Below are 17,056 nucleotides of genomic sequence, written 5' to 3'. Positions count from 1 at the left end.
TCAGCCCCGCAGCTCCGCGGCGGTGGGCAGGTCGAGGCCCAGCATCCGGATGGCGTTGTCCCGGCAGATGGCGTCCACCTCGGGCTGGGTGAGATGGCTCATCTGCGAGGCCAGCAGCTCTTTGGAGTGCGGCCAGGTGGAGTCGGAGTGGGGGTAGTCGGTCTCGGTGGTGATGGTCTCCAAGCCGATGGCGTCGATGTTGGCCAGCCCCACCTTGTCGTCGAAGAAGCACACGAACACGTGGTCGCGGTAGTAGGTGGACGGCGGCTCGGGCACCTTGTCGGCCACCCCGCCCCAGGCGGCGTTCTCCTTCCACACCACGTCCACCCGGTCCAAGATGTAGGGCAGCCAGCCCATCTGCCCCTCCGAATAGGCCACTTTGAGGCCGGGGAAGCGCACGAACACGCCCGACATCAAAAAGTCGACCAGCGAATAGGTGGCGTTGGAGTGGACCAGCGCCGAGCCCACCGCGCCGGGGGCATCGGCAGAGGTGGACACCATCTTCGAGGACGACCCGATGTGCATGCACACCACGGTGGCCGTCTCGTCGCAGGCGGCGAAGAACGGGTCCCAGTAACCGGAGTGGATCGACGGCAGGCCCAGGTTGGGCGGGATCTCCGAGAAGCACACCGCCCGCACTCCCCGCTCGGCGTTGCGCCGGACCTCGGCCGCGGCCAGCTCCACGTCCCACAGCGGAATGAGGCACAGCGGGACCAGCCGCCCCCCGCTCTCACCGCACCACTCCTCCACCATCCAGTCGTTGTAGGCCTGCACACACAGCAGGGCCAGGTCCATGTCGGAGCCCTCGGCGAAGGCCTGGCCGCAGAACCGGGGAAACGACGGGAAGCACAGCGAGGCATCCACATGGCCGATGTCCATGTCGGATAGCCGGGGCGCCACCTGCCAGGCGCCGGGCTGCATCTCCTCGAAGGTGATGCCCACCATCTGAAGCTCGTCGCGGGGAAAGGCCACCGCCGAATGGGTGCGGACCATCGGATAGTGGAGATCCTCGTAGTACCAATACGAGGTGGGGCGGCCGGTGCCCTCTGTCCACGAGAACACGCCCCCCACGTAGGAGATCTCGCACGGGGCGGTCACCACCCGGGGGCCGATGTCGGCGTAGCGGGACGGCAGCCGAGACTGCCACACGTGGGGCGGCTCGATGACGTGGTCGTCCACCGAGATGATGGGGGGAATCTCGATCCCCGACTCGGCGGTCGGCGCGCCCATTACTGCACCGTGATGGGGAACATGCCCAGCGCGCCGTCGCCCTCGGGCTCGCTTCGGGTGAACTCCACGTTGAGCCCCTCCAGGCCCCGGGTGAACGCCCCGGGACGGTAATGGGGGGCATAGAAAGGCTCCAGCCTCATGTCGGGCAGGCGCCGGGTGAGCTCCTCGAACATGACCTTGAGCTGAAGCCGGGCCAACGACGCTCCCAGACAGAAGTGGGTGCCGAATCCGAACGAGAGGTGGCTGCGGGCGTCGCGGCGCACGTCCAGGGCATCGGGGTTGTCGAACGCCTCGGGGTCGCGGTTGGCCGAGGCGTACATCAAAAGCACCTGGTCGCCCTCGTTGAGGGTCTTGCCGTGCAGCTCGTGGGTGGCGGTCACCGTGCGGCGCATGTTCAAGATGGGCGACACGTAGCGGATGAACTCCTCCACTGCGGTCTCGCCGATCACCTCGGGCTCGTCGATGAGGATCTGGCGCTGGTCGGGACTCTCCATCAGCGCCAAACACGTCGTGCCGATGACCGTACGGGTGGTCTCCGCCCCGCCGTCCAGCACCAGGAGAACCTCGTGCATGATGTCGTCGTCGCTCAGCGGCTGGCCGTCCAACTCCTTGTGGCACCACATGGAGATGAGGTCGTCTTGGGGATCGGCCTTGCGCTTCTGCACCAGCTCGTAGGTGACGCCGATCCACTCCTCAATGGCCCGTTCCCCCTGAATGGTGTGATAGCCCGGACCGCCGCCGCCCTGCATGGTGGCCTCCGACCAGTGCATGACCCGGGGCCACATTTCGGCGGGATAGCCCAACCGCTCTCCGATCATGTAGGCCGGCAGCGGGGCGGCCAGGTCGTACACCACTTCGCACCATCCCCGGGGCGCCACCCGATCGATCAGCTCGGTGACCACCGCCCGGATCTTGTCCTCCTGCCGGCGAACCGCTCGGGGGGTGAACTCCCGGGCCACCAGCATCCGCTGACGCTGGTGGTCGGGGTCGTCCATGTTGATCATGGAGTCGGACATCTCGATCTTGGGGCGGCTGCCCGAGGCCGAGCTGTAGAGGTCGGTGTTCTTCTCCACCGCCAACAAGTCGGCGTGGCGGGACACGCCCCAGATCTCGTTCTTCTCGTCCCAGTACACCGGGTCGTTTTCCCGCAGCCAGGCATAGACCGAGAAGGGGTCTTGGGCGTACATGTACCCGTCCAATAGATCAACGGGCTGGGTCACCTCAGCAATCGCCATAAGCGGCGATGGTAGTGGGCGCGCTCCGGTTAGTCGGCAGCGAGGTTCTGGGCCGCGAACTCCCAGTTGATCAAGTGGTCCAAGAACGCCTCCACATAGGCGGCCCGGGCGTTCTGGTAGTCGAGGTAGTAGGCATGCTCCCACACGTCCACCACCAGCAGCGCCCGGCGATCGTCCAGCAGGGGCAGATCGGCGTTGGCAGTCTGCACGATGGCGAGTCCGTCGTCATCAGCCACCAGCCAGGTCCAGCCCGAGCCGAACAGCCCCACGGCGGCGTCGGCGAACTGGCGGCGGAACTCGTCGGTGGAGCCGAATGCCTCGTCGATGGCCGCCCGCACCGGCCCCGAAGGAGCACCGCCGCCGTCGGGGCTCATCGAATGCCAGTAGAAGGTGTGGTTCCAGATCTGGGCGGCGTTGTTGAAGATCGCGCCCTCGGCGCCCAAGATCACCTTTTCCAACTCGACACCCTCCCATTGGGTGCCCGCGGCTAGTCGGTTCAGGTTGGCCACATACCCGGCGTGGTGGCGCTCGTAGTGGTAGCTGATGGTTTCGGCGCTCACAAAGGGCTCGAGCGCGCTTTGGCTGTACGGAAGAGGGGGAAGGTCAAACGCCATATCCGGATAACACGGTATCGGCAAAAAATTCGGGATTGATAGCCGTATACATCCGAAACGGGTTTTCGTAGACAAAGGCCCGGAAGTCGTCATCGGTGATCAGCCCCTGCTGCACCAAGCCGAAAGCCTCGTCCATGATCGAGCCGACATCGGTCACATCCCAGTGGCCGATGTCGGAGGAGAAAACCGCGTTGAGCCGCACGCCGCAAGGGTTGGCGGGCCCGAAGGCCACGTGCACGCCCCGGTCGTCGGCCTCGCATCCGAAGTAGAGCGACGACGCGAACGACTCGGCGATCTCCTCGTCTGATTCCACCCCGAGCCGGGTCCACTCGTCGGGCTCCTCGGGCGTGCCCCCGTGGATGGGCATCCCGTGGGCGTACGAGGCCAGGTCGTCGCCAAGAGTCGCCCTGAAGTCCTCGCCGTAGCGCTCGAAGTATCCGCCCAGCTCGTCGAGGTCGAGCAGAGCGGGGTCGAAGTTGCGCTGGATGGCGTCCCAGCTGCGCTTCTCCCAATGCTCGATGATGTCGCACAAAAGCTGGGTGCCCCACGACACGCCGCACTCCAAGAACACGAACGGCAGCTCGGGAATGCGTCGGGTGACCCCGCCCAAGAACAGCGTCTTGCACAGCTCGTACATCAGCGCCTGGAACTGGCCGATGTGGTTGGCGGTGTAGCTGGAGACGAAGGTGTGGATGCCGGGGCGGAAGGACAGGCCGCCGTGGAAGGTGGCGGCAAAGCCGAGTTCGACGCAGCGGCGCCACACCGGGTCGTAGTCGTAGGCCGAGTCCAGGCCGTAGCAATCGAACCAGTGGTGCTGGCCGGGCCACAGCCATCCCGACCGGGTCTGGTGGTCGGGATCGTCAATGGACCGCATTACCCCCTCGGCGAACACCACCACTTTCAGGCCCAGCGCGGCACAGTGCTCCAGCTCGGCGATGGCCTCATCGGGAGTGTGAGCGGGAATGATCCCGGCCATGGCCATGCGGTCGGCGTAGGGGTTGTATACATCGGCGTAGAACTCGTTGAAGGCCTGGCACAGGCCGGTGCGGTAGTCGGCGTCTTCCACCGCGCAGCTGGTGAGGGTGTTGGTGGGATAAAGCACCGAGTAGTCGATGCCGATTTCAGGCAGCCGCTCGTAGAGCAGAGCGGGCAGCATGGCGGTGGCCCGGTCCAGCACATTGGCGGTGTGAGTTCCCCACCAGGCCCCCTGCGGCGAGCGCGTCCGACGGCGCTCCTCGAGGCTGCGGGCCATCTGCGCGTTGCGCATGGGGAGACCCTCAGAGAGGTACCGCCTGTACAAGTCGGCACCCAGCACCCGCTCGAGGTGGGGCTGCTGGGCCGCGGTGATCTCCAGCACATGGCCATCGGCGTCGATCACCGGATGGCCGAATCGGCTCACGGCTGTCTCCGCGTCACGTCAAGCAGCGAGCCGCATCCGATCTTGATCTATGGGAGGCGGTCGTCGGGCAGCGGGTGGCGGAACAGGCGAGCCGCGTTCTCGTGGGTGAGCTTGCGGATCACGTCGTCGCTCAAGTGCCCCAGCTTCGACTCCAGGGTGTCCTGGCAATTGGGCCATGTGGAGTCGGCATGGGGATAGTCGGTCTCCACCATGGTGTGGTCGAGGTTCATCGCGATCACCGCGTCAATTGACGACGGGTCGTTGATGGTGCAGTAGTAGAAGTTGCGCATCAGCACTTCGTGGGGGCCGATGTCGGTGCCGCCGGGCCACACCCCCCGCCCGTGACCGGAGATCTCAATCTGGTGCTTGAGCCGGTCGTACATGATGGGCACCCAGCCGCAGCCCCCCTCCGACATGGCGATCTTGATGTTGGGATAGCGCACGGGAATGCCCGACCACACCCAGTCGGCCGCGGCGGCATAGGCGTGCATTTGGAACATAGTGGCTCCCACCCCAATGGGCGGGCCGCCGGGATCTGTGGGCATGATGTGGCCCGACGACGCCACATGCAGGCAGATCACGGTGTCGGTCTCCTCGCAGGCCTGCCACACCGGCTCCCACCAGTCGCTGTGGATCGAAGGCAAGCCGAGGTTGTGAGGGATCTCGGGCAAGGTAACCGCCACAAAGCCCCGCTCCGCGTTGCGGCGGACCTCGGCGGCAGCCAGGTCCGCATCCTTGAGCCAGGTAATGCCCATGGGGATGATGCGCTCTGGGTAGGAGCCCCACCACTCCTCGTAGATCCAGTCGTTGAAGGCTCGGGTGACGGCCAAGCCCAACTCGGGATCGGAGCAGTCGGAGTAGACCCGGCCGCAGAAGCCGGTGATCTGGCTGGGGAAGCAGATCGACGCCCAAATGCCGCCCAAGTCCATATCGTGGATCCGGGCCTTGATGTCCCAGGATCCCCGACGCATATCGGAGAAGCGGGCCGGCTCCATGGTGAAGTCGTTCCGGTCAGCCCGTCCCACCAGGGCATTCAGGCCGAGCTGGGCGTAGACCTCACCGTCGAACTCCCAGTGCTGGCCCCCGTCATCGCGCTCGACCACCTTCGGCGCCCGATCGGCGAAGCGGGCCGGCACCCGGCCCTCGAACAGCCAGGGAGGCTCCACGAGGTGGTCGTCAACCGAGATGAGCGTGTAGCGGATGCGCTGGGGCTCGGGGTCGGGAAGCAGCAGATCACTGGGCTTCTCGTGGATATCGACGATGGTCATGGTCGAAGCCTACGGTCCTTGAAGCGGCCGGCGCTAGAAGCCAGCCCCTCAAAACCTGGATTTCGCGCCAGTAGCCTCGGCTCAGTCCAGGCCAGCCGCCCGGAACGCCCGGCTGAGCAACGGTGGGACCTCCCCCACCGCAGCCTCCTCCATGTCCTCCTCATCGGCTTCCTCCATAGTGGGAAGCCGAAGGGGGCCAGAAGAGCCCGACGAGTTGGACGCACCGTCGTCGACCAGCACCAGTTCAGGCTCCGTGGCAGGGGAGCGTGAATCTGCCAGAGTCCATCCCAGTGGAACGACCACTGCATCAGCATGGGCCCGACACAGCGGCACCCCGCCAATGCCACGCTCCTCATGGATGTCCACCAGGTGGGCCGCCAGCTCCCGGGCACCGATCAACAGAATCGCCGAAGCACGTTTGCCGCATGAGACACGAGCGCAGAACTTCACCGACATACTCAAAAAATACCCCCACAGAAGTCACAAATAACGGATACCCCGGTTGCACCATCTTGTGGAGCCGCAGTAGATAGGTTGGGAATGGAATCAGGTAATGGGCGAGCCGATGGAATCCGGAGATAGGTGAAGGAATGGAGTCGGGTGCTGTTGATCGGCGTGCGGTGGAGGTTGTGGCCCGCCAATTGGAGCTATGCCGGGCTGCCCCGGGCCGCCCCGCAATAGTGCTGGCCGATGGAGACACCGATCCGGCCCTTCTGAATGCCGTTGTCCATGCCCTCGACAAAATCGGAGCTTTCCCAAGGACCGTCTTGACCGACGACCAACCAATGGGCGGAATGGATGCAGATCTGACCCCGCCCGATATCGTCGTCAGCCTCCTCAATTCTCACTCAGACGCGGTGGACGCTCACGTCCCCCCAAACTCCCGGGTGTTGTCGGTGGTGGCCCACAACACTGGCGAGTTGCGAGGAGTGGTGCCCCACGTCGGCTTGAGCCGCCGGGTGAAACGGGGCTTGGAGCTTCTTGAAGCCGGACAGCAGCTGCACGTTGGCGACGACCGCGGCACAAACTTGCAAGTGGGCCTCAAGGACGCACGCCGGTGGATGCATGACGGTATGGCGACGACCCCGGGCAAGGGTGCCGAGTGGCCTCGGGGGATGATCGGGACGGCTCCGGCGCCGGGAACTGCCAAGGGCACAGTGGTGATGTCTCCGGGCGATATATGGCTCCCGATGGGGTGGTACGCCCGATCGCCGGTGGTGCTGACATTCGAAGGAGGCCGGATGGTGAGCATCGAGGGTCCGCAGAGCGAGACCGATGCCATCCGAGCTCATCTGGCCTCGGTGGGCACTCCTTCGGCCTACCGACTCGATGCTGTGGAGATCGGTCTTTTGTGGGTCGACAGCCCTCGGCCACCGGCGCTGTTCGAACCGGGCTTGGCTGAGTCCTTCGGGGTTGCCGACCGCTATGGCCATGTGGTGATCGCGACGGGCGACTACCCCACCGTGGGCATCGCCTGCTGCTTGAGGAGCGCCACGGTGGCGGTCGACGAGGTGGCCGCTGTCCGCTCTGGCCAACCCCAAAGCGAGCTCGCCCCCGACATCTACGAGCAGGCCGCCCACCGCTTCCCGTTGTAGTGTCCGAGCGCATGGAGATGCGCAGCATTGGGAACTTGTCGGTTTCGGTAATCGGGCTGGGGTGCAACAACTTCGGCATGACCATTGACGCCGATGCCAGCCAGACCGTGGTGGATGCGGCGATTGACGCCGGGATCAACTACTTCGACACCGCCGACTTGTACGGCCGGGGCAAGTCGGAGGAGTTCTTGGGTGCGGCGTTGGGCAGCCGGCGCGACCAAGTGATCGTCGCCACCAAGTTTGGACACCCCGGTGCCCTGCCCGAGGGGCAGAAGGGCGGCGACCCAGCCTGGATTCGCCAAGCAGTGGAAGCCAGCCTCACCCGGCTCAACACCGACCGCATCGACCACTACCAGCTCCACATGCCCGACGCCGAGACCCCTCAGGCCGAGACGCTGGGAGCACTTCAGGAGCTGGTCGACGAGGGGAAGGTGCTGGAGACCGGATGCTCCAACTTCAGCGCTGAACAAATCGACGAGGCCGCCGGGGCCGCGGTGGAGATTGAAGCGGGGAACTATGCCAGCGTTCAAAACCACTATTCGGTGCTGACCCGCAATGTGGAGGATGAGGGAGTGATCGATGCCTGTGAGCGCACTGGCATGACGGTGGTTCCCTACTTCCCCCTGGAGTCTGGATTGCTCACTGGCAAGTACTCGGGGATGACGCCTCCTGAGGGTGCCCGCCTGTCGATGTGGAAGGGCGAGATGCGGGACATGTTTTTGAGCGAGGACAACCTGGCCGCGGTCGACCGGCTCACCAGCTATGCCACCGACCAGGGCCACAGCATCTTGGAACTGGCCATCGGCTGGCTGACCTCCAATCCGGCAGTGGCCACCGTGATCTGCGGCGCCACCAAGCCCTCCCAAGTGGCCTCCAACGTGGCCGCAGCAAGCTGGACCATGAGCCCTGCTCAGCGGTCCGAGATAGCAGCGTTGGCTTCATAGTCCGAGAATCAACTCTCGAACCGCTTCGCTCAAAGTCAGGAGGGGGTCGGGGAACTGGATATCGCCGACCACTTCGATGTAGCCCTTGATCTGGGGTTCTGTGCCGCTGGGACGTAGCGACACCCGGCTATCGTCGGCCAAGTCGAATCGGAGCACGTCGGCATTGGGCAGCCCCTCCACTCCGTCTCGATAGTCGGTGGTCCGGACCACCTCGGTCTCGCCAAGCCGGACGGGCCGGGCCGTTCGGATTGCGTCCATGATCTCTGATCCGGTGCGGCTACCCAGATTCACGCTGACCTGATAAGTGCGGTGGAGGCCGAACTCGTCCATCAACTCAGCCAGCCGTTCGATGGGGGTTCGACCGTCTTCCATCACCAGGGCTCGGCACAAAGCGACGAATTGCACTGCCGCGCTGATGCCGTCTTTGTCTCTCACGGCGCCGTTACAGGCGAAGCCCAGCGCCTCTTCGTAGCCGAACACCAGCCTCCAAGGCAGGCCATCACTCCGAGGCACAAGATTGTCGGCCGCTCGGGCGATCCACTTGAATCCGGTCAGCGTCTCCACGTGGGTGGCCCCCCGGGCTTCGGCGATACGGCCTACCAGCCGGCCGGAAACAATGCTGTTGGCCACCACTCTCTCGGTGCCGCCAGGGGTGGTCTCCAGCATCCAGTCGCACAGGAGGGCACCAATCTCGTCGCCGGTCAGAATGCGCCATTCGTTGTCGTAGGCCCATACCGCGGCGGCCAGCCGGTCGGCGTCGGGGTCGGAGGCCAACGCCAACGGCGTGTCGATCTGTTCAGCTCGGCGGATCACCCTGGCCAATGTGTCGTGGTTCTCGGGGTTGGGCGAGACCACGTTGCGGAACAGCGGGTCGGGCTCGGCCTCGTCCTCCACCACGTAGGGGCGCCCATTGTTGATTTGTTCTAGGGCTTGACTGAGCAGAGGCAGGCCGACGCCTTGGAGCGGGGTGTAGGCCAGCGGATGGAACGGTCCGCGGATAGCCACGTTGGCCAAGATCGCAGAGGTGTATTCGGCGCTGACGTCGACTCTCTCAGGTGACGCCGACGCCAACTCCCGAGTAGGCAGCGGTTGAGATGCGATGGCTGCTTCAATGGCCTGGTCATGGGGCGGAATGATCTGGGCACCATCGCCCAAATACACCTTGATGCCGTTGTCGCCGGCCGGGTTGTGGCTGGCGGTGACCATCACGCCGGCGTCGGCCTCAAGGTGGGTGACGGAGAAGGCCAAAACCGGGGTGGGCGATTTCGGGGGGAGCATCATGGGACGGCAACCGGCCGCCGCAAGCACTGAGGCCACGTCTTGCGCGAACACATCGGAGTTTTGGCGGGCGTCGAAGCCGATCACCACCTTGGCCCCCTGACCTACGTGGGTGGCCAATGCCGCTGCGGTCTGGCGGACCACCACTCGGTTCATGCGATTGGGGCCGGCGCCCATCGGGCCTCGGATGCCAGCAGTGCCGAACCGGAGACGGTCGCCGAAGCGGTTGTCGATCCCGGCTTGGTCGCCCGCGTCGATCAGCTGCCGCAGTTCGGCTCGGGTGACCGGATCGGGGTCGGCAGCCAGCCAGTCCTCGGGCGTCGGGGCCTGGGGACTCACAGCACTTTGATGACAGTGCTCAGCACTTCGGCGACCCGGCTCTGGGCGGCCTGGCCGGCGTCTAGCACCTCTTGGTGATCCAGTGCCTCCCCCATACCGGCGGCCGCGTTGGTGACCAGCGATACCCCGGCCACCTCGGCTCCGAGATGACGAACGGCAATGGCCTCCAGCACGGTGGACATGCCCACCAAGTCGGCACCCATGCGGGCCAGCATGGTGATCTCCGCCGGGGTCTCGAAGTGCGGCCCCACCAACCCGGCGTATACCCCCTCGCCTACCGTGGGGTCGATGCGACACACGGCCTCGCGGATGCGGGACGAGTACAGGTCGGTCAGGTCGGTGAACCGGATGGCGTAGCCCTCGGGCGGGGCCGGGCCGAACAGCGGGGACTGGCCCGTGAGGTTGATGTGGTCGCTGATCAGCACCGGCTGGCCCACTCCGAAGGTGGGGTTCATGCAACCCGCGGCGTTGGTGAGCACCACCGTGGAACACCCCGCCGCCACCGCGGCCCGCACACCGTGGACCACATCGGCCGGAGGATGGCCCTCGTAGAGATGGACTCGTCCGGCCATCACCAGCACCCGCCGGCCGTCAACGGTCACCGATCGGAGGGTTCCGCCATGGCCGGGCACCGACGGGGGGTGGAATCCGGCGATGGTCTCGGCCGCGACCACCGCATCCGCTGCGCCCAACCCTTCGGCGACCTCCGCCCAGCCCGAACCCAGCACCACGGCAGCGTCAAAACGGCCGCCCAACCGCTCGACCAGCTCGGCTCCGGCCTGCTCGGCCCGTTCGAATGGGTTCATACCCCGATGGTAGAAGGCATTGATGACACATCCCGCACCGCGTTCGGTGGGGAGCTACTGGGCCAAATGGGCCAGCGAGCTGGAGGGGCGGGCGCCGAACTGGCTGATGGTCTCGGTGGCGGCCAAAGAGCCCAGCCTTCCGCACTGAGCCAAGTTCATACCCCGAGTCCAGCCGTAGAGGAAACCGGAGGCGTACAGGTCGCCGGCTCCGGTGGTGTCCACCACTTCAGCCGTGGGCGCGGCCGGCACCTCGATGATCTCGGTGGGGGTGACCAGCACCGATCCCCGCTCGCTCCGGGTCAGCGCGGCCACTTGGCACCTTCCCTGCACCGCTGCCACCGCAGCCTCGAAGTCGTCGCCGGTCTCATACAGCGTGCAGATCTCGTGCTCGTTGCCGAACAGAAGGTCGATGGGACCGTCCACCAAGTCGAGCCATTCTTGGTGGTGGCGCTCCACGCAGAAGCTGTCCGACAGCGTGAACGAGATTGTCCCCCCGGCAGCCGAGCAGATGGAGATGGCCTTGCGGATGGCCTCCTTGGTGATGGCCACGTCCCAGATGTAGCCCTCGCAGTACAGCACCTGCGCCGCGCCCACCAGGTTTGGATCGATATCGTCGGGGTGCAGTTCGGTGCTGGCCCCCAGGTAGGTGTTCATGGTGCGGGCCGCGTCGGGGGTCACGATGATGAGACAACGGGCGGTGGGCGGCCCATCAGCGGCCCGAGCCACCTCGAAGCGCACCCCCAGCGCCCCGATGTCGTGGGCGAACACCTCGCCGAGCTGGTCGTCGCGCACCTTTCCGATGTACCCCACCTGTCCGCCGAACGAGGCCACCCCGGCCACCGTGTTGGCCGCCGAACCCCCCGACGTCTCGATGGCCGGTGCCATGGCTCCGTAGAGCTCCTCGGCCCGCTCGGCGTCGATCAGCGTCATCGCCCCCTTCACCAAGCCATGAGCCTCGATGAATTCGTGATCCTCAGTGCTGATCACATCGACAATGGCGTTGCCAATCCCCACCACGTCCAACGCCTCACCCATAGCAGCCCGAGGCTACCGACCGCTCCGGCGACAGAACCAAGACTGGCAATTCAACCCGTCTCGCCATGACATCTACCCGTGAATCTAAGGTGGAATCGGTGAGGCCAAGCCAATGAGCGACCGGATTGACGGGGACGAGTACCGGGTTTCCGATGAGGAGAAGGCGTACTTCTCAGAGAACGGCTATGTGCATCTGCGGGGGGTGCTGACCGACGACGAGGTGGGCGAGCTCGAGGCTGTCTACGACCGGTTCTTGCGCCGGGAGATCGAGGTGCCGGGCAAGGACTACTGCGACATGGCCGGCGACTACGGCCGGCACCCGGAGGACTTCTCGATCATCAACGTGATGCTGCCCCGGCGCTACTACCCGGCGTGGCAGGGCAACATCTACGAGCGCCGAACCGCCTCAGCCGCCCGCCAGCTATGTGGCGACGGGATGGCCATCGACTATGACCAGATCTTGGCCAAGCAGCCCTTCAAGCTCGATGCGGTGTTCGCCTGGCACCAGGACATGGCCTATTGGCCCGATACCCCCGACACCCGCACGGCCACGTTCTGGCTGGCCATCGACGATTCCACCGTCGAGAACGGCTGCATGCGCTTCGTGCCGGCCACCAATCGGGAACCGGCGCTGCGGCCCCACACCCCCCAGTACGGCGACCGGGGCGAGTCCCACGCCTTGGGCACCGAATTGCAGGAAGGCGACGAGCCGGTTCCCGTGCCCATCAGCCGGGGCGACGTGACCGTGCACAACGAGAGGGTGATGCACGGCTCCGGCGGCAACTCCACCGCCGGTTTCCGCCGGGCCTATGTGCTCGCCTATCGATCCGAGGACACGGTGGCCATCGAGCGCCAACTCGGGTTCACCCACAGCCACAACGACAGCGGCGAAGTGCTCGACCAAGTGGGCGTGGAGGGCCAGACCCGCTGAGGTCTAGCCCGAGAAGATGTAATCGACCTCTTCGGGGGACAGCTCTGCCCGCTCCGCCGCGGTGCTCTGCTCCACTTCCTCCACCGATGCATTGCCCACTATCACCAGCGGCTCGAAGTCGGCGTGCAGCGCCCAGGCCAGCGCCACTTGGCTCAGGCTCAATCCGTGCCGGCGACCCACCTCGGTGGCCCGCTCCCGCCGCGCCCAGTTGACCTCGTTGAGATAGCACCGGGCGGTGTCGGCCAGATGCCCCTCGGTGGCCGACTCGAGCTCATCTCGGCCAATCCGCTCGCTCAGGAAACCCCCGGCCAGCGGCGACCAGGCGACAACCCTCACTCCCCGCTCTTGATGCCAGGCCCGGTCGGCCGCTCGGTGGGCGCCGGTTAGCGTGACCACGTCGTCCCACGGCTCATCAAGCTGATCGACGAGGCTCCAGTGGGCGCTGTTGGCCACCGGTCCTCTCAAGTCGTGGGCATCGACGTACTCCACGGCCGCCTCGACCCGGGCCGTGGTCCAATTCGACACGCCCCATGCGCCAATGTGGCCCCGGTCGATGGCGGCGTTCACCGCCTCTACCAGAATGCCGATGTCCATGGCGGGATCGTCGCGGTGAAACATCCAAAGGTCGAGTTGATCGACGCCGATCTGACGCCGCGACAGTGCCATGTCTTCGGCTATGGCCTCAGGGGTCACCCGGGGGGTCCAGTGGGGATGTTCGGGGTGGCACCCCTTGGCGAAGAAGACTATGTCCTCTCGCCCACCCCGGTGGCGTACCCACCGCCCGAGGATGGCGTCCACCCCTTCGCCGCCGAAGGCGTAGTTGACCGCGGTGTCGAACGTATTGATCCCCGCCGCCACCGCGGCATCGAGCATGGCGAAGCGGGCCGGGTCGTCTTGGGCGAACAGGCCGATGGCCCCTTGAACCACCCGGCTCACCGGGGTGGCGACTCCGGGAAACTCCACGTACTCCACTACTGCCCCATTTCGGTTTCGAAGGGGTACACAACCCCGATGCGGGCTCGGATCTCATCGCACAAGCCGGCCATCTCCAACGTCAGCGACAGCGGCATGCGCTCGCTCTCGGTGCGTCCGGCCCGAACGCAGTCCACCACCTCTCGGATCTCGTATTCGAACCCGTTGGCCGGATGGGGCATGGCCTCGGTCGCCTCCTGGCCCCCGGCCCGCAGGATGGCCCGATCGGCGGCCCAAAAGACCGGTATCTCAATCGACCCGTCGGTGCCGGCGATCACGGCGCTGGACTCGAGGTTGGCCACCACGGAACTGCTGAGCTGGGCCAGCCCTCTCCCCGGATACGACGCTGAAATGGAGACGATCTCATCCACATTGGTCTCGCCCACCCGGGCCACCACCCCATAGTCCACCGGTGGTGCGCCGTACAGCCACCGGGCCAAGTGCAGCGGGTAGACCCCAACGTCGAGCAGGCTTCCTCCGGCCAGGTCGGGATTGAACAGCCGGTGCTCAGGCATCACCGGAGCAGCGAAACCGAACGAGGCCGTTATCTGCCGGACGTCGCCGATGCGCCCGTCGTCGATCCAGCCTCGCACCACCTCATAGATGGGCAGGAACCGGGTCCACATTGCCTCCATGGCGAAGACGCCGGAAGCCTGGGCGACATCGACTATGCGGGTCGCCCCCTCCAGGTTGGGGGCGATGGGTTTTTCCACCAGCACCGCCACCCCGGCATCAATGCAGGCAATGGCCGCCTCGGCATGGGACGGGTGGGGCGTGCAGACATACACCGCGTCGAGCTCCTCGGCCTGGAGCATGTCGTCCACTGACCCGTAGCTCGCCGCGATGCCGTTCTGCTGGGCAAACGCGCCGGCCCGGCCCGCGTCCCTCCCTGCCACCGCCGCAACGTGTGCCCCCTCCACAACCTCCATCGCCCCCAGAAACTGACCGGTGATGTGGCCGTGGCCAACCATCCCGAAACGAAAATCCATATCCCCCACTCATACCACCCGCGACGGGGTGGTGAACGAAGTGCGGTGGTCGAGCTTGAGACTGTTGGTTAGCTCGAGATTGGCCCTGAGGGGGAGATCCGTCGACGACCGCCCCACCATCACCTCGATGTCGCCCTCCTCCACCACCAATTCGAAGTCGCGGTTCAGAAAGGCGAGCTGGCTGGTGTCGAATTCAAACTCGACACGGCAGCTCTCGCCGGGGTCAAGCGACACCCGATGGAATCCGGCCAGTTGGCGCACGGGCCGGGTGACCGAGCCGACCACGTCTCTCACATAGAGCTGCACCACCTCGTCTCCGGCGCAATCGCCGGTGTTCTTAACCCCACAGCCGACCACAACCACATCGCCCGCGGGGGCGCTGGTGTCCGACAGGGTGAGATCGCTGATCTCGAATGTGGTGTAGGAGCGGCCGTGGCCGAAAGCCCAGATCGGCTCACTTGAGCCGTCCACGTAGGCCCGGTCGGATGAGAATCCGCTGCCGTGCTTGTGGCCGTGATACGTGGGGGATGCCCCCACACCAGCCGGAAACGAAACGGGAAGCTTGCCCCCGGGGTTCAGCTCGCCGAACAGGGCCGAGGCGATCGCCTTCGGGCCTTCAGGGCCGGGATGCCAAACCTGGAGGATGGCCTTGGCACCGGCCAGGTCTTCGGCGATGTCAAGCGGACGGCCGCTTACCACCACCGCAACCGTGGGCGCACCGGCCGCGATCACTCGACGGACCAACTCGGGCTGGGCACCGGGAAGCTCAAGTGTCTTCCGATCTCGCCCCTCTCCCCCGGTGGCGTCGCCTACCCAGCCGGTCTTCTCGCCCACGGCCAGAACCACCACGTCGGCGGCTCGGGCCGCGGCCACCGCCTCGTCGATGCCGTCTTCGTCGGGTCGGGTCCAGTCACAGCCCTTCGTGCTCGTAACCGGGGTGTGTTGGGCGATGGCAGCGGCAATGGTGCCCATGTTGGGGTAGATGTCCCCAACCGCCCGATCGAGCTCGACCGGGTCGATGATGGCCCCGGTGCTGTGGAAGACCTTGGTTACCGCGTCGAGGGTTGGATCGGGAGAGCTCGAGTCGTCGCCATCTTCAGCGGCCGCGAAGATCCCGGCCATCGACCCCTCAAGGCCGCGGGACATCGCCATACCGAGCTCAACGGCCGCGGCCGGGGTGTACGCCGCGAACAAGCCCCGCAGCGTGTCGGCCATCGGCCCGATCACCGCCACCGATCCGAGATCGGGACCGAGGGGAAGGATGCCGTCGTTCTCCAGCAGGACCAGCGACGCGGCGGTAATGGCTTGGGCCAACTCCAAAGCCTTCGGCTGGTTGAACGCCTCCGCCGCCCGGTCGGAGTCCACAGTGGGCGAATCCATGAGGCCAACCTGGAAGCGCTGGGTGAGGGCCCGCTCCACGGCCAGGTCAAGCACCGATTGGTCGAGGTCTCCGTTTCGGACCGCATCGGGCAGCGAGGGATAGCCGATTCCCGTGGGCAGCTCGATGTCGAGTCCGGCTGACAGGGCCAAAATTCCCGCTTCGGCATCGGTGGCGGCCACCGCGTGGGGCTTGCGGAGCCGGGTCACCGCCGAGTAGTCGGCCACTACGCAGCCCCCGAACCCGAGTTGGCCGCGAAGCAGGCCGGTGAGGATCTCTGGAGTCGCGGCCACTGGTACCCCGTCGATCTCGGAATACGAGTTCATCACCGACGCCAGTCCGGCGTCGCGGATGGCGCCCTCAAAGGGCAGGGCATAAACCTCGTGGACCGCACGCGGCCCCATGGGACTGGCCGTCTGGTTGAGAGCCCCCTCGGTGTAGGAGTAGCCCAGGAAGTGCTTGCCGGTAGCCACCGTGCCGGTACTGAGATCATCGGTCTGCATGCCGCGTACAAAGGCGATGCCCATCGCGGTACACAGGAAGGGATCCTCGCCGTAGGTCTCGTGAACTCGGCCCCAACGGGCGTCGCGGTTCACGTCCAGCACGGGAGAAAGCACGTGATTGATGCCGACGGCTCGAGCCTCGCCACTGGCCACTGCGGCCATCTGCTCGATGAGCTGCGGTTGGAAGGTGGCCGCCAAACCGATGGCGGTGGGAAAAGCAGTGGCCGACTCTTGGGCCAAGCCGCACAGCGACTCGTTATGGACCATGGCGGGAATCCCTAGCCGGGTGTTGTCCTTCAACCACTCCTGGATGGCGTTGAGGACCACGGCCAAATCCCGGGGCTTTCTGGCCAGACCCCCACCCATGCAGAGGTGGCCCACACCGTGGGGAATCATCTGGCTCATCCTGTCGGGATCGGGCCCGGTTGGTCCCATGAACGCTGCGGGGAAGACGCCCACCACCTGGGCCGCCTTCTCCTCCAGCGTCATGCGCGACAGCAGGTCAGCCACCCGCTCGGCAATGGACAATTCGGGCATCGA

General features: G+C 65.8%; 15 protein-coding genes. 3 read left to right on the top strand and 12 right to left on the bottom strand.

Features of this window, described 5'->3' with window-relative positions; genetic code table 11:
* The 6 genes from ACOQPI_RS05880 to ACOQPI_RS05855 form a co-directional block, all read right to left on the bottom strand.
* Positions 1-1,230, bottom strand: coding sequence for an amidohydrolase family protein (locus ACOQPI_RS05880; RefSeq protein ID WP_420618754.1), 1,230 nt, complete (start codon positions 1,228-1,230; stop codon positions 1-3).
* Positions 1,230-2,465 (bottom strand): cytochrome P450, encoded by a 1,236-nt coding sequence (locus tag ACOQPI_RS05875; protein WP_420618753.1) that lies wholly within the window; start codon positions 2,463-2,465, stop codon positions 1,230-1,232. Before ACOQPI_RS05875 ends, ACOQPI_RS05880 begins: the two co-directional genes overlap by 1 nt.
* A 29-nt stretch (positions 2,466-2,494) precedes the next feature.
* Entirely contained in the window at positions 2,495-3,079 is a 585-nt protein-coding gene (locus tag ACOQPI_RS05870) for a superoxide dismutase (RefSeq protein ID WP_420618752.1), read from the bottom strand.
* The gene (locus tag ACOQPI_RS05865) at positions 3,069-4,478 is read right to left on the bottom strand and encodes an amidohydrolase family protein (protein ID WP_420618751.1); all 1,410 of its coding nucleotides are present in this window, start codon (positions 4,476-4,478) and stop codon (positions 3,069-3,071) included. The genes ACOQPI_RS05870 and ACOQPI_RS05865 overlap by 11 nt, the downstream gene beginning before the upstream one ends.
* A gap of 47 nt (positions 4,479-4,525) precedes the next feature.
* Positions 4,526-5,746 carry an amidohydrolase family protein gene (locus ACOQPI_RS05860; RefSeq protein ID WP_420618750.1) on the bottom strand — a complete coding sequence of 407 codons (1,221 nt, stop codon included), beginning with the start codon at positions 5,744-5,746 and terminating at the stop codon, positions 4,526-4,528.
* Positions 5,747-5,827: 81 nt separating this feature from the next.
* Positions 5,828-6,202, bottom strand: coding sequence for a hypothetical protein (locus ACOQPI_RS05855; protein ID WP_420618749.1), 375 nt, complete (start codon positions 6,200-6,202; stop codon positions 5,828-5,830).
* A gap of 134 nt (positions 6,203-6,336) precedes the next feature.
* Between ACOQPI_RS05855 and ACOQPI_RS05850 the strand changes: the two genes are divergently transcribed.
* Together ACOQPI_RS05850 and ACOQPI_RS05845 are read left to right on the top strand one after the other, a co-directional pair.
* Positions 6,337-7,341 (top strand): hypothetical protein, encoded by a 1,005-nt coding sequence (locus ACOQPI_RS05850; protein WP_420618748.1) that lies wholly within the window; start codon positions 6,337-6,339, stop codon positions 7,339-7,341.
* Entirely contained in the window at positions 7,341-8,285 is a 945-nt protein-coding gene (locus ACOQPI_RS05845) for an aldo/keto reductase (RefSeq protein ID WP_420618747.1), read from the top strand. Before ACOQPI_RS05850 ends, ACOQPI_RS05845 begins: the two co-directional genes overlap by 1 nt.
* Here ACOQPI_RS05845 and ACOQPI_RS05840 read toward each other — a convergent pair.
* From ACOQPI_RS05840 to ACOQPI_RS05830, 3 genes are read right to left on the bottom strand one after another with little or no spacing between them, the layout of a single operon-like run.
* Positions 8,280-9,902: a phospho-sugar mutase gene (locus tag ACOQPI_RS05840; RefSeq protein ID WP_420618746.1), complete on the bottom strand. Its 1,623-nt coding sequence runs from the start codon at positions 9,900-9,902 to the stop codon at positions 8,280-8,282. The two genes, ACOQPI_RS05845 and ACOQPI_RS05840, sit on opposite strands and share 6 nt — an antisense overlap.
* Positions 9,899-10,708 carry a purine-nucleoside phosphorylase gene (locus tag ACOQPI_RS05835; protein ID WP_420618745.1) on the bottom strand — a complete coding sequence of 270 codons (810 nt, stop codon included), beginning with the start codon at positions 10,706-10,708 and terminating at the stop codon, positions 9,899-9,901. The genes ACOQPI_RS05840 and ACOQPI_RS05835 overlap by 4 nt, the downstream gene beginning before the upstream one ends.
* A gap of 54 nt (positions 10,709-10,762) precedes the next feature.
* Positions 10,763-11,743: an adenosine kinase gene (locus ACOQPI_RS05830; RefSeq protein ID WP_420618744.1), complete on the bottom strand. Its 981-nt coding sequence runs from the start codon at positions 11,741-11,743 to the stop codon at positions 10,763-10,765.
* A gap of 112 nt (positions 11,744-11,855) precedes the next feature.
* Between ACOQPI_RS05830 and ACOQPI_RS05825 the strand changes: the two genes are divergently transcribed.
* Positions 11,856-12,674 (top strand): phytanoyl-CoA dioxygenase family protein, encoded by an 819-nt coding sequence (locus tag ACOQPI_RS05825; protein ID WP_420618743.1) that lies wholly within the window; start codon positions 11,856-11,858, stop codon positions 12,672-12,674.
* 3 nt (positions 12,675-12,677) lie between these two features.
* Here the strand turns inward: ACOQPI_RS05825 and ACOQPI_RS05820 are convergent, their stop codons facing one another.
* From ACOQPI_RS05820 to ACOQPI_RS05810, 3 genes are read right to left on the bottom strand one after another with little or no spacing between them, the layout of a single operon-like run.
* The gene (locus ACOQPI_RS05820; protein ID WP_420618742.1) at positions 12,678-13,646 is read right to left on the bottom strand and encodes an aldo/keto reductase; all 969 of its coding nucleotides are present in this window, start codon (positions 13,644-13,646) and stop codon (positions 12,678-12,680) included.
* The gene (locus tag ACOQPI_RS05815; protein WP_420618741.1) at positions 13,646-14,635 is read right to left on the bottom strand and encodes a Gfo/Idh/MocA family protein; all 990 of its coding nucleotides are present in this window, start codon (positions 14,633-14,635) and stop codon (positions 13,646-13,648) included. The genes ACOQPI_RS05820 and ACOQPI_RS05815 overlap by 1 nt, the downstream gene beginning before the upstream one ends.
* 9 nt (positions 14,636-14,644) lie before the next feature.
* The gene (locus tag ACOQPI_RS05810; protein ID WP_420618740.1) at positions 14,645-17,053 is read right to left on the bottom strand and encodes a glycoside hydrolase family 3 N-terminal domain-containing protein; all 2,409 of its coding nucleotides are present in this window, start codon (positions 17,051-17,053) and stop codon (positions 14,645-14,647) included.
* Positions 17,054-17,056 lie beyond the last annotated feature (3 nt).

Source organism: Candidatus Poriferisocius sp., from assembly GCF_965219815.1.
Taxonomy (GTDB): Bacteria; Actinomycetota; Acidimicrobiia; order Acidimicrobiales; family Bin134; genus Poriferisocius.
This window is presented reverse-complemented; position numbering and strand designations above follow the sequence as displayed.